Annotated in this window: 18 protein-coding genes; 10 read left to right on the forward strand and 8 right to left on the reverse strand. The window is 72.1% G+C overall.

Annotation, left to right across the window (positions count from 1 at the left end; translation table 11 throughout):
- Nucleotides 1–138 precede the first annotated feature (138 nt).
- The 6 genes from ACIPPM_RS21660 to ACIPPM_RS21685 all read left to right on the forward strand — a co-directional run bounded on the left by ACIPPM_RS21660 (nucleotide 139) and on the right by ACIPPM_RS21685 (nucleotide 5,298).
- Complete coding sequence (locus tag ACIPPM_RS21660; RefSeq protein WP_401450273.1) at nucleotides 139–1,953, forward strand: phosphatidylglycerol lysyltransferase domain-containing protein; 1,815 nt, start codon at nucleotides 139–141, stop codon at nucleotides 1,951–1,953.
- 138 nt (nucleotides 1,954–2,091) lie between these two features.
- Entirely contained in the window at nucleotides 2,092–2,988 is an 897-nt protein-coding gene (gene folP / locus ACIPPM_RS21665; protein ID WP_401450276.1) for a dihydropteroate synthase, read from the forward strand.
- The gene (locus ACIPPM_RS21670; RefSeq protein WP_389004346.1) at nucleotides 2,985–3,524 is read left to right on the forward strand and encodes a nuclear transport factor 2 family protein; all 540 of its coding nucleotides are present in this window, start codon (nucleotides 2,985–2,987) and stop codon (nucleotides 3,522–3,524) included. Before folP ends, ACIPPM_RS21670 begins: the two co-directional genes overlap by 4 nt.
- Nucleotides 3,525–3,783: 259 nt before the next feature.
- Nucleotides 3,784–4,143, forward strand: a complete 360-nt coding sequence (gene folB / locus ACIPPM_RS21675; protein ID WP_401450279.1) for a dihydroneopterin aldolase — start codon at nucleotides 3,784–3,786, stop codon at nucleotides 4,141–4,143.
- Nucleotides 4,140–4,751 carry a 2-amino-4-hydroxy-6-hydroxymethyldihydropteridine diphosphokinase gene (gene folK, locus ACIPPM_RS21680; RefSeq protein ID WP_401450282.1) on the forward strand — a complete coding sequence of 204 codons (612 nt, stop codon included), beginning with the start codon at nucleotides 4,140–4,142 and terminating at the stop codon, nucleotides 4,749–4,751. The genes folB and folK overlap by 4 nt, the downstream gene beginning before the upstream one ends.
- A gap of 58 nt (nucleotides 4,752–4,809) precedes the next feature.
- The gene (locus tag ACIPPM_RS21685; RefSeq protein ID WP_401450285.1) at nucleotides 4,810–5,298 is read left to right on the forward strand and encodes a DUF3180 domain-containing protein; all 489 of its coding nucleotides are present in this window, start codon (nucleotides 4,810–4,812) and stop codon (nucleotides 5,296–5,298) included.
- 23 nt (nucleotides 5,299–5,321) lie between these two features.
- Here ACIPPM_RS21685 and folE read toward each other — a convergent pair whose 3' ends face one another.
- The 6 genes from folE to dacB all read right to left on the reverse strand — a co-directional run bounded on the left by folE (nucleotide 5,322) and on the right by dacB (nucleotide 13,411).
- Nucleotides 5,322–5,927: a GTP cyclohydrolase I FolE gene (folE, locus tag ACIPPM_RS21690; protein WP_389004340.1), complete on the reverse strand. Its 606-nt coding sequence runs from the start codon at nucleotides 5,925–5,927 to the stop codon at nucleotides 5,322–5,324.
- Nucleotides 5,928–6,038: 111 nt separating this feature from the next.
- A complete protein-coding gene (gene ftsH, locus ACIPPM_RS21695; protein WP_393593850.1) occupies nucleotides 6,039–8,078 on the reverse strand; it encodes an ATP-dependent zinc metalloprotease FtsH in 2,040 nt (679 codons plus the stop codon).
- 194 nt (nucleotides 8,079–8,272) lie between these two features.
- Nucleotides 8,273–8,833, reverse strand: coding sequence for a hypoxanthine phosphoribosyltransferase (hpt, locus tag ACIPPM_RS21700; protein ID WP_030811294.1), 561 nt, complete (start codon nucleotides 8,831–8,833; stop codon nucleotides 8,273–8,275).
- 85 nt (nucleotides 8,834–8,918) lie between these two features.
- Entirely contained in the window at nucleotides 8,919–10,025 is a 1,107-nt protein-coding gene (tilS, locus tag ACIPPM_RS21705) for a tRNA lysidine(34) synthetase TilS (RefSeq protein WP_401450288.1), read from the reverse strand.
- 195 nt (nucleotides 10,026–10,220) lie between these two features.
- A complete protein-coding gene (locus ACIPPM_RS21710; protein WP_401450291.1) occupies nucleotides 10,221–11,360 on the reverse strand; it encodes a zinc-dependent metalloprotease in 1,140 nt (379 codons plus the stop codon).
- A 500-nt stretch (nucleotides 11,361–11,860) separates the two neighbouring features.
- Nucleotides 11,861–13,411 (reverse strand): D-alanyl-D-alanine carboxypeptidase/D-alanyl-D-alanine-endopeptidase, encoded by a 1,551-nt coding sequence (gene dacB / locus ACIPPM_RS21715; protein ID WP_401451452.1) that lies wholly within the window; start codon nucleotides 13,409–13,411, stop codon nucleotides 11,861–11,863.
- Nucleotides 13,412–13,535: 124 nt separating this feature from the next.
- On the opposite strand from dacB, the gene ACIPPM_RS21720 reads away from it, so the two are divergent.
- Nucleotides 13,536–14,027 (forward strand): inorganic diphosphatase, encoded by a 492-nt coding sequence (locus tag ACIPPM_RS21720; RefSeq protein ID WP_401451455.1) that lies wholly within the window; start codon nucleotides 13,536–13,538, stop codon nucleotides 14,025–14,027.
- 118 nt (nucleotides 14,028–14,145) lie between these two features.
- Nucleotides 14,146–15,804, forward strand: a complete 1,659-nt coding sequence (locus ACIPPM_RS21725) for a threonine/serine exporter ThrE family protein (protein ID WP_401450293.1) — start codon at nucleotides 14,146–14,148, stop codon at nucleotides 15,802–15,804.
- 10 nt (nucleotides 15,805–15,814) lie between these two features.
- Here the strand turns inward: ACIPPM_RS21725 and ACIPPM_RS21730 are convergent, their stop codons facing one another.
- Nucleotides 15,815–16,831, reverse strand: coding sequence for a DedA family protein (locus ACIPPM_RS21730; protein WP_401450296.1), 1,017 nt, complete (start codon nucleotides 16,829–16,831; stop codon nucleotides 15,815–15,817).
- 150 nt (nucleotides 16,832–16,981) lie between these two features.
- Here ACIPPM_RS21730 and ACIPPM_RS21735 point away from each other — a divergent pair, with 150 nt between their 5' ends.
- The gene (locus ACIPPM_RS21735) at nucleotides 16,982–17,347 is read left to right on the forward strand and encodes a YbjQ family protein (protein ID WP_130338306.1); all 366 of its coding nucleotides are present in this window, start codon (nucleotides 16,982–16,984) and stop codon (nucleotides 17,345–17,347) included.
- 19 nt (nucleotides 17,348–17,366) lie between these two features.
- Here the strand turns inward: ACIPPM_RS21735 and ACIPPM_RS21740 are convergent, their stop codons facing one another.
- Nucleotides 17,367–18,128, reverse strand: coding sequence for a MerR family transcriptional regulator (locus tag ACIPPM_RS21740; RefSeq protein WP_401450298.1), 762 nt, complete (start codon nucleotides 18,126–18,128; stop codon nucleotides 17,367–17,369).
- A 121-nt stretch (nucleotides 18,129–18,249) separates the two neighbouring features.
- On the opposite strand from ACIPPM_RS21740, the gene ACIPPM_RS21745 reads away from it, so the two are divergent.
- Entirely contained in the window at nucleotides 18,250–19,536 is a 1,287-nt protein-coding gene (locus tag ACIPPM_RS21745; protein WP_401450301.1) for an ion channel protein, read from the forward strand.

The raw sequence follows: 19,536 nt of genomic DNA on the forward strand, positions 1-19,536 counted from the left end.
CTTTCCGGAGCGGGAGGAACCTGTCTCCCCAAGACACCGTCCTAGAGGGCGCAATGTCACCGGATGCCCGATCGGCACCGGGTATCAAGGTCTCTCGCAGAACTACGGGATGCGATGTCTGTCAGGATAGATGGGGAATTGTCAGGCGGGGTTCCGCGGGGTTCGAACCGGGCGCGGCGCATACTGCGCGGCCCGCGTCCCGAAGCCGTTCCCACCCTGATCGGCCGGGCCTGCGCCCTCGTCGGCCTGCTCGACATCGCCGCGGGGGTGTTCCCGCGTTTCCGTCACAGCCGTATGCACGCTCTCGCCGAGGCCCTTCCCGGCTCCTTCGGGCCGTTCGCGGCGGCCCTCTCGCTCAGCGCGGGCGTGCTGCTGCTCCTGCTCGCGCACGGGCTCAAACGCCGCAAGCGCCGCGCCTGGCGGGCCGCCGTCGCCCTGCTGCCCGCCGGTGCGGTCGCCGAGTTCGTGTACCGGCACTCGCTGCTCGGGGTGCTCATCTCGGTCGCGCTCCTGGTGCCGCTGCTGCGCCACCGCGCCGAGTTCGGCGCGCTGCCCGACCCGCGCAGCCGCTGGCGGGCCCTGGCCAACTTCGTCCTCATGAGCGCCGGTTCCCTCGTCCTCGGACTGGTCATCGTCAGCGTCCACCCCGAGCGGACCGTCGGCGACCCGAGCCTGGCCGATCGGCTGACCCATGTCGTCTACGGCCTGTTCGGCTTCGAGGGGCCCGTCGACTACCAGGGCAGCACCTCCTGGACGGTCGCCTTCTCCCTCGGCGCCCTCGGCTGGATCACCGCCGTCACCACCAGCTACCTCGCCTTCCGCCCCGAACACCCCGCCGCCCGCCTCACCGAGGAGGACGAGGCACGGCTGAGGGACCTGCTGGACCGGCACGGCCGCCGCGACTCCCTCGGCCACTTCGCGCTGCGCCGGGACAAGGCCGTCGTCTTCTCCCCCAGCGGCAAGGCCGCCGTCACCTACCGCGTCGTCTCCGGCGTGATGCTCGCCAGCGGCGACCCCATCGGTGACGTGGAGGCATGGCCCGGCGCGATCGAGCGCTTCATGGACGAGGCCAAGGCCCACTCCTGGACCCCCGCCGTCATGGGCTGCTCGGAGACCGGCGGCGAGGTGTGGACCCGCGAGACCGGCCTGGACGCCCTGGAGCTGGGCGACGAGGCGGTGGTCGACGTGGCGGATTTCTCCCTCGCCGGACGCGCGATGCGCAATGTGCGCCAGATGGTCAAGCGCATCGAGCGGGCCGGCTACGAGACCCGCGTCCGGCGCGTCCGTGACCTCTCCGGCACCGAGCTGGAGCGCGTCCAGCGGGCCGCCGAGGACTGGCGCGGCACCGACAACGAACGCGGCTTCTCCATGGCGCTCGGCCGCATCGGCGACCCCGCCGACGGCGACTGCCTGATCGCCACCGCCCACAAGCAGGACGACACCCCCGGCCCCTACGGCGACCTCAAGGCGATCCTGCACTTCGTGCCCTGGGGCAAGGACGGCGCCTCGCTCGACCTGATGCGCCGCGACCGGCTGGCCGACCCCGGCATGAACGAACTCCTCATCGTCGCCGCCCTCCAGGCCGCCCCCAAGTTCGGCGTCACCCGGGTCTCGCTCAACTTCGCCATGTTCCGCTCCGCCCTCGCGCGCGGCGAGAAGATCGGCGCCGGGCCGGTGCTGCGGGCCTGGCGGGGGCTGCTGGTGTTCCTCTCCCGCTGGTTCCAGATCGAGTCGCTGTACAAGTTCAACGCCAAGTTCCAGCCCCGCTGGGAACCCCGCTTCGTGGTCTACCGGAACTCGTCCGACCTGCCCCGCATCGGCTTCGCCGCCATGCAGGCGGAGGGCTTCGTCGACCTCGCGCTGCCCCTGCCGCGCTTCCTGCGGCGCCGCCGGAACGCCGCCGCCCGGCCCTGCGCGCACGGCTCCCACGAGCACGGCGTACGGGCCGTCTGACCCGGCCGGACCAATCCCGCGCACCTCGCGCGGACCGGCCTTCAGGCCCCGGACCGCCTTGCCGAGGCGGTCCGGAAGGGGCCCTTCCGTCCGGACCCGGGCACATTCGGCGTGCCGCTCGGGGCCTACGCTGAACGTATGAAGAACCTCAGCGGGCGCGGCGAAGTGGCGGGTCTTCCGACGTGGGACCGCTGTGCGGTCATGGGAGTCGTCAACGTCACCCCCGACTCCTTCTCCGACGGCGGCCGCTGGTTCGACACCACGTCGGCCGTCAAGCACGGGCTCGACCTCGCGGCCGAGGGCGCCGATCTGGTCGACGTCGGCGGCGAGTCCACCCGGCCCGGCGCCTCCCGCGTCGACGAGGCCGAGGAACTGCGCCGCGTGGTCCCCGTCGTACGCGGACTCGCGGCCGAGGGCGTCACCGTCTCCGTGGACACCATGCGCGCCCGCGTCGCCGAGGAGGCCCTCGCGGCGGGCGCCGTCCTCGTCAACGACGTCAGCGGCGGCCTCGCCGACCCCGGCATGCTCCCCGTGGTCGCCGCCACCGGCGCCCCCTTCGTGGTGATGCACTGGCGCGGCCTCCTGGAGGGCGGCAACGTCCGGGGCGTCTACGCGGACGTCGTCACCGAGGTCTGCGACGAGCTGCACGCGCGCGTGGAGGCCGTTCTCGCGGCGGGCGTCGCCCCGGACCGCGTCGTCATCGACCCCGGCCTCGGCTTCTCCAAGGAGGCGGAGCACGACCTCGCCCTCCTCGCCCACCTCGACCGGCTGCGCGCGCTCGGCCACCCGCTCCTGGTCGCCGCCTCCCGCAAACGCTTCCTCGGCCACGTCCTGGCCGGCCCCGAGGGCGCCGCCCCGCCCGCCCGCGAACGCGACGCCGCCACCGCCGCCGTCTCCGCCCTGGCCGCCGGGGCGGGCGCCTGGGCCGTCCGCGTCCACGAGGTCCGCGCCACGGCGGACGCCGTACGCGTGGCCCGCGCGATAGAGGGCGCCCGCACCGGCACCCCGCAGGGCGTCGCCGGAGACGCCCGGTGAGCGCCGCGGACGTCGATGTCGAAGAGGTGTCGGCCGCGAACACCTCCTACTACGAGGCGATGGAGCGCGGCGACTTCGAGGAGGTGGCCGGGCTCTGGCTCGCCCCCGCCGACCTGGGCGTCGACGAGGAGTACCACGACCCCGCCGACACCGGGGTCGTCTCCTGCGTCCACCCCGGCTGGCCGGTGCTCACCGGGCGCGGCGAGGTGCTCAGGTCGTACGCGCTGATCATGGCGAACACCGACTACATCCAGTTCTTCCTCACCGACGTGCACGTCTCCGTCACCGGGAACACCGCGCTGGTGAGCTGCACCGAGAACATCCTCAGCGGCGGGCCCGCGCCCGAGGAGGGCGAGGAGCTGGGGCCGCTGGTCGGGCAGCTCGTCGTCGCCACCAATGTGTTCCGGCGCACCTCCGAGGGCTGGAAGCTGTGGTCCCACCACGCCTCCCCGGTCCTCGCCACGGCCGACGAGGACGAGGAGGACGAGGAGGGCGGTGACCAGGGCGTCGGCCCCGACGACGGCACGCTCGCCTGACCGGAACCCCGGTGACGTGGGCTCCCGCACCCCCGGGACGTGGTTGGAATCACCTTCGCCGGGGTAAGTGCGGCTACCAGTCGACGGCACGACCGGTTCCCCCTGGGCAAACACCCGGTGAACCCTCCCGGTACCGGTGCCGGGCCACTCCCCCGTGGCCCGGCCGTGTCCGTGCGCGCAGGTAGATTCGTCCAGGGCCGGTGGGCCGCCCGAGTGCGGCAGCGACCGGCCGTTCCCGACGATTGCAGGAGTGATTCGCGTGGATCGTGTCGCGCTGCGGGGCCTGAAGGCCCGCGGGCACCACGGGGTGTTCCCCAAGGAACGCGAGGAGGGCCAGACCTTCATCGTGGATCTCGTGCTGGGCCTGGACACCCGCCCCGCCGCCGCGGACGACGACCTCACGAAGACCGTGCACTACGGCATCGTGGCCGAGGAGGCCGTGGCCGTGGTCGAGGGCGAGCCGGTCAACCTCATCGAGACCCTCGCCGAGCGGATCGCCCAGACCTGCCTGAAGCACGAGGGGGTCCAGGAGATCGAGGTATGTGTCCACAAGCCGGACGCCCCGATCACCGTCCCCTTCGACGACGTGACCGTCACGATCCTCCGGAGCCGATCATGACCCGCCCCTTCACCAAGGGTCACAGCGACCCGACCGTCCAGCCGGTGCCCGCGTCCGTCGTCCAGCAGGTCGACGACGCCGACTCCACCCTGCACAACCCCCAGCGGGCCGTACTCTCCCTCGGCTCCAACCTCGGCAACCGCCTGGAGACCCTCCAGGGCGCCGTGGACGCGCTGGAGGACACACCGGGCGTCCGCATCAAGGCCGTCTCCCCGGTGTACGAGACCGCGCCGTGGGGCGTCGACCCCGGCAGCCAGCCCTCCTACCTCAACGCGGTCGTGGTCCTGAAGACCACCCTGCCCCCGTCCTCACTGCTGGAGCGGGCGCAGGCCGTCGAGGAGGCGTTCCACCGGGTCCGCGACGAGCAGTGGGGGCCGCGCACCCTGGACGTCGACATCGTCTCCTACGCCGACCTCACCTCCGAGGACCCCCGGCTCACCCTCCCGCACCCGCGCGCCCACCAGCGGGCCTTCGTCCTCGCCCCCTGGCACGACGTGGACCCCGCCGCCGAGCTGCCCGGCCAGGGCGCGGTGGCCCGGCTGCTGTCGGACGTCACCCGCGAGGGAGTCGCGCCCCGCGCGGATCTGGAACTCCGACTGCCCGAGTAGTCGTTAAGGTCGACAACGACCACGGCCCGCACGGGTCCGGGGGAGCTGAAGGGACACCGTGAAACAGCTGCGCATCAGGGTGCTGGCGGGCGTGTTCGTCGTCGCCGCAGTCCTGTCCTGGGCGGGCGCCCGCCTGTGGAACTCGTTCGGGACCCTGCCGGGCGTACCGGTGGCCGCGCCCATCGTGCTCGCCCTGATCGCCGTGGTCCTGTTCGCCACGGCGCTCTCCCTGCGCGCCCGCTTCAAGGCCCAGCGCGAGCGACGCTCCGACGCCAAGGGCGTCGACCCGATGATGGCCGCCCGCGCGGTCGTCTTCGGCCACGCCAGCGCCCTGGTCGCCGCCCTGGTCAGCGGCGTCTACGGCGGCACGGGCGTCCTCCTGCTGGAGCTCCTCGACATCCCCGCCCGCCGCGACCAGGCCATCTACGCCGGTTTCGCGGTCCTGGCCGGCTTCGCCGTCATAGCGGCCGGCATCCTCCTCGAACGCGTCTGCCGCCTCCCCGAGGACGACGACACCCCACCCACCGGCACGGAACCGGCGGCCTGAGGGCCGCCGGGTCCCTGGGGGGATCAGCGCGCCATGATGAGGCTCATCGCCTCGTTGCGGGTCGTCGCGTCCCGCAGCTGACCGCGCACCGCCGAGGTGATCGTCTTCGCGCCCGGCTTGCGGATGCCGCGCATGGACATGCACATGTGCTCGCACTCGATGACGACGATCACGCCGCGCGGTTCGAGTATCTCCATCAGCGAGTCCGCGATCTGCGTGGTCAGCCGCTCCTGCACCTGCGGGCGGCGCGCGTAGACGTCCACCAGCCGGGCGAGCTTCGACAGACCGGTGATCTTCCCCGTGACCGAGGGGATGTAGCCCACGTGCGCCACGCCCCGGAACGGGACCAGATGGTGCTCACAGGTGCTGTAGACCTCGATGTCCTTCACCAGGACCATCTCGTCGTGCCCGAGATCGAACGTCGTCGTCAGCACGTCCTCCGCCCGCTGCCGCAGCCCCGCGAAGATCTCCCGGTACGCCCGTGCCACCCGTGCCGGGGTTTCCAGGAGGCCCTCGCGGTCGGGGTCCTCGCCGACGGCTATGAGGAGCTCTCGGACGGCGTTCTCGGCGCGTTTCTCGTCGAACTCGCCGATGGTGCCGTCTCCGGCCAGCGTCACGGGGTCGGTCATGTGGTGCCTCGTTCCTGTGCGTCCAGCGCGCGGACATGGTGAAACGCCGCGCCCCCCAGGCTAGAACCCGGGGGGCGCGGCATGCATTCCGGCCAGGTGGCCGAGGGAGCGTCAGCTCTCGGGACGGTCCTCGGGGGTCTGCTCCGGGACCGGGCCGGGCTCGGCCGTCGTGGACTTGACCGTGCTGATCGCGGGCGTCACGCCGTTCGCCCCGTTGGTCAGTGCCAGCTCCTTGGGGGAGAGCACCGGCGGGCGGGTGGACGGCGTACGGCGCGAGGAGCCGGTCCAGGCCGGACGCGGCGGGCGCTTGTGGATCGACGAGAAGATCTCGGCGATCTCCTCCTTGCCCAGGGTCTCCTTCTCGAGGAGGGCCAGGACCAGGTTGTCGAGCACGTCGCGGTTCTCGACCAGGATCTCCCACGCCTCGTTGTGCGCGGTCTCGATGAGCTTCTTGACCTCTTCGTCGACCAGCCCGGCGACCTCTTCCGAGTAGTCGCGCTGGTGGCCCATCTCACGGCCGAGGAAGGGCTCGCTGTTGTCGCCGCCGAACTTGATGGCGCCGAGCCGCTCGGTCATGCCGTACTGGGTGACCATCGCGCGGGCCACGCTGGTGGCCTTCTCGATGTCGTTCGCGGCGCCGGTGGTCGGGTCGTGGAAGACCAGTTCCTCGGCGGCGCGTCCGCCCAGCATGTAGGCGAGCTGGTCGAGCATCTCGTTGCGCGTGGTCGAGTACTTGTCCTCGTCCGGGAGCACCATCGTGTAGCCCAGGGCACGGCCCCGGGACAGGATGGTGATCTTGTGGACGGGGTCGGAGTTCGGCGAGGCCGCCGCGACCAGGGCGTGTCCGCCCTCGTGGTACGCGGTGATCTTCTTCTCCTTGTCCGACATGATCCGGGTCCGCTTCTGCGGGCCCGCGACCACACGGTCGATCGCCTCGTCCAGCGCCTTGTTGTCGATCAGCTTCTGGTCACCGCGGGCGGTGAGCAGCGCGGCCTCGTTGAGCACGTTGGCCAGGTCGGCGCCGGTCATGCCGGGGGTCCGGCGGGCGACGGCGGCCAGGTCGACGTCGGGCGCGACCGGCTTGCCCTTCTGGTGGACCTTGAGGATCTCCAGGCGGCCCTGGAGGTCCGGCGGGTCGACCGCGATCTGCCGGTCGAAACGACCGGGACGCAGCAGGGCGGGGTCGAGGATGTCGGGCCGGTTCGTGGCGGCGATCAGGATGACGCCGCCCTTCACGTCGAAGCCGTCCATCTCGACCAGCAGCTGGTTCAGCGTCTGCTCGCGCTCGTCGTGACCGCCGCCGAGCCCGGCACCACGGTGCCGACCGACCGCGTCGATCTCGTCGACGAAGACGATCGCCGGGGCGTTCGCCTTGGCCTGCTCGAACAGGTCACGCACTCGGGAGGCACCGACACCGACGAACATCTCGACGAAGTCGGAACCGGAGATCGAGTAGAAGGGCACCCCGGCCTCGCCCGCGACGGCACGCGCCAGCAGGGTCTTGCCGGTACCCGGGCGGCCGTACAGCAGCACGCCCTTGGGGATCTTGGCGCCGACGGCCTGGAACTTGGCCGGCTCCTGGAGGAACTCCTTGATCTCGTGGAGCTCCTCGACGGCCTCTTCGCAGCCCGCGACGTCGGAGAAGGTGGTCTTCGGCGTGTCCTTGGTGATGAGCTTCGCCTTGGACTTGCCGAAGTTCATGACCCGCGAACCACCGCCCTGCATCTGGTTCATCAGGAACAGGAACACGACCACGATCAGGACGAAGGGCAGCAGCGAGAGCAGCACGCCGACGAACGGGCTCTGCTTCGCCGGAGAGACGGTGTATCCCTCGGTGATCTGCTTGTCCTGGAACTTGGTCTGCAGGGTCTGGGCGAGTGCCACACCCTGGTCGCCGATGTAGCTCGCCTGGATCTTCGAGCTGTCCTTGACCTTGACGCCGTCCTTGAGCGTGACCTTGATGGTCTGCTCGTCACCGGTGGTGAGCTTGGCCGACTTGATCTTGTTGTCGTTGATCGCCGCCACGACCTGGCCGGTGTCCACCGTCTTGTAGCCGCCGGAATTGCCGACGACCTGCATCAACACGACCACGGCAAGGACGGCCAGCACGATCCACATGACCGGCCCACGGAAGTATCGCTTCACGTCCATCCATACGGAGCGGTGACGCCCCGTCCCTCCTGCCACAGTGAGTTTGATAAGACAGTTCTTCTGACGGTACCCCAGCCTCGACGTCCGCAGCCGCACTCGGCGGTCCGGACGGACCACGGCCCGTCTTCCAATGCTCCAACGTCGCGGAGCCCGCCGGGGTTCCCGATCTTCCCCGGCGGTGCGGCCCGCCCGGCTCAGCCGCCGTAGACGTGGGGCGCGAGCGTACCGACGAACGGGAGGTTGCGGTACTTCTCGGCGTAGTCGAGGCCGTAGCCGACGACGAACTCGTTCGGGATGTCGAAGCCGACCCACTCCACGTCGATGGAGACCTTGGCGGCGTCCGGCTTGCGCAGCAGCGTGCACACCTTCAGGGAGGCGGGCTCGCGCGAGCCGAGGTTGTTGATCAGCCAGGACAGGGTCAGCCCGGAGTCGATGATGTCCTCGACGATCAGGACGTGCCGGCCCTTGATGTCGGTGTCGAGGTCCTTGAGGATGCGGACGACACCGGAGGACTGGGTGCCCGCGCCGTAGGAGGACACGGCCATCCAGTCCATCGTGACGGGGGTGGACAGCGCGCGCGCCAGGTCCGCCATCACCATGACGGCGCCCTTGAGGACACCGACGATCAGCAGGTCCTTGCCCGCGTACTCCGCGTCGATCTTCGCGGCCAGCTCGGCCAGCTTCGCGTCGATCTCTTCCTTGGTGATGAGCACCCGCTGGAGGTCGGCACCCATGTCTTTCGCGTCCACCCGCATCACTTTCGGTCGTCCCGCACTTACGGCCGCGCCGGCGGCCACCGGCAGGCCCGGCCCTTCGGAGTCGGGCTCCGGGGGTCGGATTTCAGCCTTGCCGAATCACCAGTCTGCCACCCTGCCGCCGGGCGCCGACCTTGCCCGGCAGATTGATGGCTCCCTGGCCGCGCCAGGCGGTGATCAGGCGGTCCATCTCCTCGATGTGCCGGGCGAAGAGCGAACCGGCCGGGGCACCGGCCTCGATGGCGGCCCGGCGCAGCACGCGGCGGCGGACGGCGGGGGGCAGCGCGTACAGCTTGGCGCACTCCAGCTCGCCCTCCGCGTCGCGTACGGAGGACTCGGCCTGGCCCGCCCAGGCGTCCAGGGCGTCGGCGTCGTCGCGGGAGAGCTGGGCGGTGCGGGCGAGCGCCTCCACGACGCCCTTGCCGAGCGCCTTCTCCAGCGCGGGCAGGCCCTCGTGGCGCAGCCGGGACCGGGTGTAGGCGGGGTCGGTGTTGTGCGGGTCGTCCCAGACGGGCAGGGACTGGACCAGGCATGCCTTGCGGGCGGTCTGCCGGTCCAGTTGGAGAAACGGGCGCCGGTAACGGCCGTCGGCCCCCGAGACCGCGGCCATGCCGGACAGGGAGCGGATGCCGGAGCCGCGGGCGAGGCCGAGCAGGACGGTCTCGGCCTGGTCGTCGCGGGTGTGGCCGAGCAGGACGGCGGCGGCGCCGTGGCGTTCGGCGGCGGCGTCCAGGGCGGCGTACCGGGCGTCGCGGGCGGCCGCCTCGGGGCCGCCCTCGCGGCCCACGGTGACGGCGACGGACTCGACGGGGGCGAGGCCGAGTTCGCGCATCCTGAGGGCGACCTCGTCGGCGCGCAGGGCGGAGCCGGGCTGGAGGCCGTGGTCGACGGTGACGCCGCCCGCGCGCAGGCCGAGGCGGGGGGCCTCGAAGGCGAGGGCGGAGGCGAGCGCCATGGAGTCGGCGCCGCCGGAGCAGGCGACGAGCACGAGCGGGGCGGTGGCGGGGGCGGGGCCCCGGTGGCGTTGCGCGGTGCCGGGACCGCCCGGGCCGCCCGGGCCGGTGGTGCGGCGGGCGACGGCCACGGAGCCGTGGCCGGTGGTGCCGTGCTCGGCGGCCTGGCCGGTGGCGATGTCGTGGAGGACGCGGCGGACCGCCAGGCGTATCGCCGCGACCGCGGGATGGGGACCCATGTCCGGTTCCCTTCATGAAGTTTCGGGGGACGAGCCCGAAGTCCGGTCACTCAGAGTGCGTCGATGGTGACAGAAGCGGGCCCTTCCCCGAGCATTGCACGCCTACGCATGGCTGACGGTCCCTCGGACGGGTGATTGGAGGGGCGTTTCCCTGCCGTCCGTCCGCCCGCACCGCTCTTAAGGGTCGGTCGTGCCTTAAAGGTCGGTCGTGCGGTGCACGCGCGCGACCCAGCCGGCCGGGTCGGAGATCTCGGCCTTGGTGGGGAGCGTGTTGGGCGAGGTCCACACCCGGTTGAAGCCGTCCATGCCGACCTCGCCGACGACCGCGCGGACGAAGCGCTCGCCGTCGCGGTACTGGCGCAGCTTGGCGTCGAGGCCGAGGAGCTTGCGCAGCGCGAGGTCGAGGCGGGAGGCGCCCTTGGCGCGGCGCTGCTGGAACTTCTCGCGGATCTCGGCGACGCTCGGCACGACCTCGGGGCCGACACCGTCCATGACGAAGTCGGCGTGCCCCTCCAGCAGGGACATGACGGCGGTGAGGCGGCCGAGGATCTCCCGCTGGGCCGGGGTCTGCACCAGCTCCACCAGCGAGCGTCCGCCGTCCTCCTGCTCCCCCTCGGGGCGACCCCCGGCGAGCGACTGGGCGGCGTCGCGGATGCGTTCGAGGAACGTCATCGGGTCGACGTCGGTCTCCGCGAGGAACGCCTGGATCTCGCCCTCCAGGTGGTCGCGGAGCCAGGGGACGGCGGTGAACTGGGTGCGGTGGGTCTCCTCGTGCAGGCACACCCAGAGCCGGAAGTCGTGCGGGTCGACGTCGAGTTCGCGCTCCACGTGGACGATGTTCGGCGCGACGAGCAGCAGCCTGCCGCCGCCGCCCGGGGTGGTTCCTGACGGGAGGTCGGGGGCGGCCGGGGCGAAGGTCTCGTACTGGCCGAGGACGCGGGAGGACAGGAACGACAGCAGCATGCCGAGTTCGACGCCGGTCACCTTGCCGCCGACGGCGCCGAGGACGGCGTTGCCCGCGCCGGGGCCGCGCCGCTCCTGCATCTTGTCGAGCAGGGGCTTGAGCAGTTCGCGGAAGCCCGCGACGTTGGCCCGCACCCAGCCGGGCCGGTCGACGACCAGTACGGGGGTGTCGTGGACGTCCCCGGTGCCCATGCGGGTGAACGCCCGTACGTGTTCCTCGGAGACCTTGGCGTGTCGGCGCAGTTCCGCGACGACCGCCCTGGCCTCGTCCCTGCTGATGTCCGGCCCCGGCCGCACGAGCCGCGTCGCGGTCGCCACCGCGAGGTTCCAGTCGACCATCCCCTGAGAAGCGGTGCCACCGAAGCTCGTCATGCGTCAACGGTACGTGAGCCCCCGCTCTCCGGGGAGTCCGTCGGACGGGCCGGAGGGGACGCCGGTGGCGGCGGGCTCCCGGGGGGAACGGACGCCGGTGTCCGCGGGACGAACCCGCGCCCGCACCGCACGGCGTGGCCGACCGCCCCGGCCCGGCAGGCCGACACGCACCGGCGGCGCCACGGCCCGGGCGCCGGGGCTCCAGGTGTCCGCCGGGCTCGACGGCCCGCCTCCCCTGGCATTTCCCGCGCGGACGCCCACTCCGCCAGGAGCACCCGGGTGCGCCCGGCCGGGTCCCGTCGAACCGCCGGAGGCGAGGGCCTGTCTTCCGGATCTTGCCGGGGTCGCGGGGTCTGGCACGCACATCTGCCGCGTTGTCGTCACTCGCCGACACTCCGCGTCGACTCCCTCCTCCGCCTTGCAGCTGCACGCACCAGACCCCGCTCAGGTCGGCCTGAAGGCGCCCTCGGCCCGAGCCGGCCTGATCCGGAAGACAGGCCCTAGCCGCAGCCGCACCCGGCCAGGGTCGTGGCCGTGCGGTCCAGGGCCGACTGGGCCGACTGGGGGTCGGTGGTGCCCGAGGTGAGGAAGGCGAAGGACAGCAGGCGGCCGTCCTTGGTGACGACCGTCCCGGCCAGGGAGTTGACGCCGGTCAGGGTGCCGGTCTTGGCGCGGACGACACCGGCGGCGCCGCCGTCGGCGTAGCGCTCGGCGAGGGTGCCGGTGAAGCCGCCGACGGGCAGGCCGGTGAGGACCGGGCGCAGGCCGGGCCGGGCGGGGTCGGCGGCGGTGGCGAGCAGGGAGGTCAGGAGGTCGGCGGTGAGCCGGTCGTTCCGGTCGAGGCCGCTGCCGTCGTGGAAGGCGGCGCCGCGCATCGGCAGTCCGAGCTTGGTCAGCCGGGCGGCGACGGCCTTGGCGCCGCCCGCGAAGCTGCCGGGCTGCCCGGAGGCGAGGGCGGTCTGCCGGGCGAGTGCCTCGGCGATGTCGTTGTCGCTGTTGGTGAGCATCCGCTCGACCACGTCGGACAGCGGGGGCGAGGAGACGGTGGCGAGGGTCGTCGCGCGGCCGGTGGCCTTGGAGGGGCCGGGCGGGGTGGCGGTGACGCCCGCCTCCTTCAGCAGGCCCGCGAAGGTGCGGGCGGCCTCGGCGGCGGGGTCGGCCACGCGGGTCACGGGTCCGCTGCCGGAGCCGTCGGTGCGGCCCTCGTCGGCGGTGAGGGGGGTGACCTCGGCGAGGTTGTCGTTGACGCCGATCGGGTGCCGGGAGGGGCCGGAGTACAGGGTCGTGTCGTAGGACAGCGTGACCTTCGTGACGCCGCGCTTCTTCAGCGCGGCGGCGGTGTCGGTGGCCAGGGTGCGCAGGCTGGCCCAGCCGCCGCCCGCCCGGTGCGCGGTGAGGGTGGGGTCGCCGCCGCCGACCAGGACGAGTTCGCCGGTGTCGGGTTCGAACGCGGTGCGGGTGGTGAGGCGGTGGTCGGGGCCGAGCGCGGACAGCGCGGCCACGGCGGTGGCGATCTTGGTGGTGGACGCGGGGGTGAACGCCTGGCCGGAGTGGGCGCCGTACAGGCGGGTGCCGGAGGCCACGTCCACCACGGCCGCGGCCTGGCCGTCGCCGAGGGCGGGGTCGGCCAGCAGGGGGCCCAGGACGCCCGCGATGCCGCTCGGCGGGACTTTGCCGGACGTGGCGGGCTCCGCGGCTCCGCCGAGCGCGCGCAGCACGGGCGGGGCGCTGGGGACGGTGTCGGGACCGCCCGCCCGGACGCCGCCGCCGTCGTGATCTGTGCCACGTGCGAGCGTGAGGGCGACCGCGCGGTCCCGCTCCGCCGTACGCTGACCCGCGCCGTCGAAGGGTCCGGCGACGGCCACGGCGCCGACGGCCAGCGCCAGTCCGGCGGTGGCCGCCGAGGCGGTGTACCACCCGGTCCGAGAGGGCCTGGGACCAGGCAGGCCGGGTCCGGGACGCAGGGCGGACGTCAACCGCGCAAGACGCGGTTTCACGACGGACGCCGTGTGCGCCAGACTCGGTCGTAGGGCGTCCGCGAGCCGCTTCACATGCGGTCTCGCGGCCCGCAAAGGTCCCAGCTCCGGCACGACCACCAGCCCCTTTCGCGATCACACTCCTGCGTGAGGGACACTTAATCACCAGAACTATGCGCTGATCATGGAGGAGTCACCGGTGGAGTTCGACGTCACGATCGAGATCCCGAAGGGTTCGCGGAACAAGTACGAGGTGGACCACGAGACCGGTCGGATCCGCCTGGACCGTCGCCTCTTCACCTCGACCGCCTACCCGACCGACTACGGATTCGTCGAGAACACCCTCGGCGAGGACGGCGACCCGCTGGACGCCCTCGTCATCCTGGACGAGCCGACCTTCCCGGGCTGCCTGATCAAGTGCCGCGCGATCGGCATGTTCCGGATGACGGACGAGGCGGGCGGCGACGACAAGCTGCTGTGCGTCCCGGCCACCGACCCCCGGGTGGAGCACCTGCGCGACATCCACCACGTGTCGGAGTTCGACCGCCTGGAGATCCAGCACTTCTTCGAGGTCTACAAGGACCTGGAGCCGGGCAAGTCGGTCGAGGGCGCCAACTGGGTGGGCCGCCAGGAGGCCGAGGAGGAGATCGAGCGCTCGTACAAGCGCCTGGAGGAGCAGGGCGGTCACTGACCTGCCCTTCCTCATCTGAGCGGGCCGTGCCATCCCGGCGGGGGTGGTGCGGCCCGCTCGTGTTTTCACGCGCATACTGAGGCGTAATCGGAACGTGCCATTCAGGGAGCGGTGAGAGGTGTCGGAGGCGGAGGACCGCAAGCCCCGGTCGGACGAGGCACGGGCCTCCTACGACCCGGAGATCACGTCCGAGTTCGCCATTCCGGAGGGGCTCGCGGTCGCCAGGACGGGCGGCGAGTCGGAGACGACGTCCGAGTTCTCCCTGCCCCGGGGCTACGAGGGGGCGCAGGCGGAGGCCGAGCCGGAGGGCTCGGCGTTCAACATGCCGCACACGTACAGCGTCAAGGACGCCCCGGCCGCGTTCACCCCCGCGACGGGCGTCCCGATGATCACGCTGATCACCGACGCGCCCTGGCAGGACCGGATGCGCACGATGCTGCGCATGCCGGTGGCCGACCGTCCGGCGCTGGAGCCGGTGGTGCGCGCCGAGGACGAGGGCCCCGCGGTCCCGCGCGTGCTCGACCTGACCCTGCGTATCGGCGAGTTGCTGCTCGCGGGCGGTGAGGGCGCCGAGGACGTGGAGGCCGCGATGTTCGCGGTGTGCCGGTCCTACGGGCTGGACCGCTGCGAGCCGACGGTGACCTTCACGCTGCTGTCGATCACCCATCAGCCCTCCCTGGTGGAGGACCCGGTGACGGCGTCCCGGACGGTCCGCAGGCGCGGCACCGACTACACCCGGCTGGCGGCCGTCTTCCGGCTGGTGGACGACCTCACGGACACCGAGGCCCATGTCTCGTTGGAGGAGGCGTACGGCCGGCTGGCGGAGATGCGCCGTAACCGGCACCCCTACCCCGGCTGGGCGCTGACCCTGGCGAGCGGGCTGCTGGCGGGTGCGGCCGCCGTGCTGGTCGGCGGTGACGTGATCGTGTTCATCGCGGCGGCGCTGGGCGCGATGCTGGGCGACCGGCTGGCGTGGCTGTGCGCGGGGCGCGGGCTGCCGGAGTTCTACCAGTTCACGGTGGCGGCGATGCCGCCCGCCGCGATCGGGGTGGCGTTCTCGCTGGCGCACGTCGACGTGAAGGCGTCCGCGGTGATAACCGGTGGACTGTTCGCGCTGCTGCCCGGAAGAGCCCTGGTGGCGGGCGTGCAGGACGGTCTGACGGGCTTCTACATCACCGCCGCCGCCCGGCTGCTGGAGGTCATGTACTTCTTCGTCGGCATCGTCATCGGCGTGCTGACGATCCTGTACTTCGGGGTGCAGATCGGCGGTCGGCTGAACCCGGACGCGCTGGTGAACATCCCGTCCCGGCCGGTGGTCCAGATCGTGGCGTCGATGGTGCTGTCGCTGACCTTCGCGGTGCTGCTCCAGCAGGAGCGGTCCACCGTGCTGTGGGTGACGCTCAACGGCGGTGTCGCCTGGTCGGTGTACGGCGCGCTGCACTACACCGCGGGCATCTCACCGGTGGCGTCCACGGCGGTGGCGGCCGGTCTGGTGGGCCTGTTCGGGCAGCTGCTGTCGCGGTACCAGTTCGCGTCCGCGCTGCCCTTCACCACGGCCGCGATCGGCCCGCTGCTGCCCGGTTCGGCCACGTACTTCGGTCTGCTGTCCATCGCGCAGAGCGAGGTGGACAAGGGGCTGGTGTCGCTGGCCAAGGCCGTGTCACTGGCCATGGCCATCGCCATCGGGGTGAACCTGGGTGCCGAGATCTCCCGGCTCACCCTGCGGATCGGCTCCGCGGGCAAGCGCCGCGCGGCCAAGCGGACCAGGGGCTTCTAGGGCGCCTGCCCTACTGGGGGCGGTGGCCGCCCTGGTCGTACCCGTAGGGGTAGGGCTGCTGGGGGTGCTGGGGGTGCTGCGGCTGCTGGGGGTGGCCGTAGCCGTCGTACTGCGGCTGCTGCTGGGGCTGCTGGCCGTAGTACGGGTCCTGCTGGGGCTGCTGGCCGTAGCCGCCCTGGCCCTGGCCGGGGTAGCCCTGGCCGCCCTGGTGCTGGTCGCCGTAGCCCTGCTGCCAGTGCTGCTGCTGGGGATGGTGCGGGGCGGCCTGCTGCTCGTAGGGGCGGCCGTACGGGTCCTCGTGGGGCTGGTCGGGCTCGATGCGGCGGAGCTGGGTGGTGGAGTCGTCCATGGCCGGGGCCTGCGGGTGCTCGTACCCGGACTGCTCGGGGGCCTCGCGCTGCGCGCGCTTGTTCTTGCCGCGGGCGCGCAGGAACTCGATGGCGATCGGGACCACCGAGATCAGGACGATGAGGATGAGCATCGCCTCGATGTTGTCCTTGACGACGCCGATGTTGCCGAGCCAGGAGCCCAGCAGCGTCACCCCGGCGCCCCACAGCACACCGCCGATGACGTTGAAGGTCAGGAACGAGCGGTACCGCATCCCGCTGACGCCCGCGATGATCGGCGTGAAGGTGCGCACGATGGGCACGAAGCGGGCCAGGACCAGGGACTTGGGGCCGTACTTCTCGAAGAACTCGTGCGCCTTGATCACGTTCTCCTGCTTGAACAGGCGCGAGTCGGGCCGGTTGAACAGGGACGGGCCGACCTTCTTGCCGAACATGTAGCCCGCCTGGTCGCCCAGGATCGCGGCGACGCAGATCAGCGCGATGGCGCCCCACAGCGGGAAGTCCAGCTTGCCGGAGGTGATCAGCAGACCGGCGGTGAACAGCAGCGAGTCACCCGGCAGGAAGAAGCCGATGAGCAGGCCGGACTCGGCGAAGACGATGAGCAGCAGACCCCAGATGCTGTAGGTGCTCAGCAGGTAGTTGGGGTCGAGCCAGCTCGGGCCGAGGGCGAGTGTCATCACGGGTCCGGGCTCCTGAGGGGGGAAGAGGGCGGCGACGGCGGCTGCGATGCGTGGGTGGCCGCCCAAAGCTATCAACGCTTCGTGGTCGGCCCAGGTTCCACCGGCCGTCCCAGAATGCACTGTGCGACGACCGGCGCAAAGCTGTGCGTCATGGGACTCGAAGACTACGGCGGCGGCCAGGGGCCCGAGCCGGACGTACTGGTGGTGACCGCGAACGACGTGCCCGGACGCCGGGTGGAGCGGGTGCTCGGCGAGGTCTTCGGCCTCACCGTGCGCTCGCGCCACCTCGGCAGCCAGATCGGCGCCGGGCTGAAATCGATGATCGGCGGCGAGCTGAAGGGCCTGACCAAGACCCTGGTGCAGACCCGCAACCAGGCCATGGAGCGCCTGGTGGAGCAGGCCCGCGCGCGGGGCGCCAACGCGGTGGTGGCCTTCCGCTTCGACGTCACCGAGGCGGCCGACCTGGGCACCGAGGTGTGCGCCTACGGCACGGCGGTGGTCCTGGCCCGGGAGTGAGCCAGGACCGGTGCGCGCCCTATGCCTCGTGCCGGTCGGCGTTGGCGGCGATCGCGTCGCGCAGATGCTGGGCGAAGCCGTCGCGCGTGGAGTCGTAGAACGCCCTGAAGCGCTCGTCGGCGACGTACATGTCACCCAGACAGCGGTGCATGGCGGGCGGGCAGTCGTAGTACCAGCGGCTGATGTGCTGCCGGTGCTCCTCGGCCAGGTCCATCGCGGCCTCGCCTCGGGGCGTGTCACCGGCGGCCATCAGGGCCGTGTAGCGGCCGGTCCAGTCGTCCATCTCGGCCTGGAGGCGCTTCCAGTCCTCCTTGCTGTAGCGGGCGGTGCGGCGCTGCGACTCGGCGTACGCCTCGGTGCCGCCCCAGCGCTGCTCCGCCTCCTCGGCGTACCGCGCGGGGTCCTTGTCCCCGAAGACCTCGAAGCGTTCCTCGGGGGTGAGGTCGATGCCCATCCTGCGTGCCTCCATGGCGTGTTCCACGGCCTCGGCCATCTGCCGCAGCCTCTCGATCCGGGCGGTCAGCAGCTCGTGCTGCCGGCGCAGGTGGGAATGCGGGTCCGCCGCCGGGTCGTCCAGCAGTACGGCCACCTCGTCCAGCGGAAAGCCCAGTTCCCGGTAGAAGAGGACCCGCTGGAGCCGGTCGAGGTCGGCGTCGGTGTAGCGCCGGTGTCCCGCGTGGGTGCGCTCGCCGGGCACCAGCAGTCCGATCTCGTCCCAGTGGTGCAGCGTGCGCACCGTGATCCCGGCGAATCCCGCGACCTGCCCCACCGACCAGCCCACTTCCCGCTCCCTGTCGTCGCCGTGACCGCCCGGACACCACGCTGCCGCCTCACGCCGCGTGAGGTGCAAGCCGCGTTCCGTTCAGGATGTTGTGTCCTTTGTGTCCGCTTATGGTGAGCCCGTGGCCCAGGACACCGCGCGGCAGCCGCCTCCGACCGCTCCCACGGCCCCGGCACGTGCGCTGCTGCCGCTGATCCTGCCCTCCGTGACGGTGGGGATCGCCTCCAGCCTCGTCTTCGTCGGGGTGAGCACGGCCGCCGAGAAGCTCCAGCACGTGCTGTGGGGACCGCTACCGGGCGCGCTGGGGGTGGGCCGGTACTCGGTGCTGTGGATGTTCGTGATGCTCTTCGCCACCGGTGTCGCGGTCGGCCTGGTGGTGTGGAAGGTGCCCGGTCACGCCGGTCCGGACCCGGCGACCCTGGGCCTGGACGCGCCGGTGCTGCCACCGGTGGTGCTGCCGGGGCTGGTGCTCGCGGTGGGGCTGATGCTGGCGGGCGGGCCGAGCCTCGGCCCGGAGAACCCGATCATCGCGGTCAACGTCGGCCTCGCCATGTGGCTCGGGCAGAAGCTGGTGCGCCGAGCGCCGGACTCGCTGTGGCCGGTGCTGGCGGAGGCGGGCACCATCGGAGCGCTGTTCGGCACGCCGGTCGCGGCGGCGCTGGTGATCTCCGAAGCGCTGGCCGGGCGCCCGCTGCGCGGACGGCTCTGGGACAACCTCTTCGCCCCGCTGACCGCCGCCGCCTGCGGTGCCATCACCACCACCCTGGTCGCCCGCCCCACCTTCGACCTGGGCCTGCCGCCCTTCGGCCACCCCCGCTGGAACGACGTGCTGGCCGCCCTGGTGATCGCCTCGGCGTCCGCGCTGCTCGGCATGTGCGGCGTCTACGTCTTCCCCTACGTCCACGCCGCCTTCCACCGGCTGCGGCACCCGATGCTGATGCTCCCGGCGGGCGGGCTCGTACTGGGGGCGCTGGCGGCGGCGGGCGGGCATCTGACGCTGTTCAAGGGGCTCACCGAGGTCGGGGAGCTGGCGCGGGACCCCGACGGCTGGTCGGCGGGCCAGTTCGCGGTGCTGGCGGTGGTGAAGCTGGCGGCACTGGTGGTGGCGGCCTCCTGCGGGTTCCGGGGCGGCCGGATCTTCCCGTCCGTGTTCATCGGGGCCGCGCTGGGCCTGTGCGCGCACGCGCTGGTCCCGGCCGTGCAGCCCGCGGTCACGGTGTCCACCGGAGTGCTGGGCATGCTGCTGGCCGTCACCCGGCAGGGCTGGGTCAGCCTGTTCACCGCCGCCGCCCTGGTCGCCTCCCCCGCCGTGCTCGCCCTGCTGTGCATCGCCTCGCTGCCCGCGTGGCTGCTGGTGACGGGGCGGCCGCAGATGCAGTTGCGCGCGGACGGTACCCCGATCCGCTGA

The organism is Streptomyces sp. NPDC090119 (assembly GCF_044747085.1).
Taxonomy (GTDB): Bacteria; Actinomycetota; Actinomycetes; order Streptomycetales; family Streptomycetaceae; genus Streptomyces.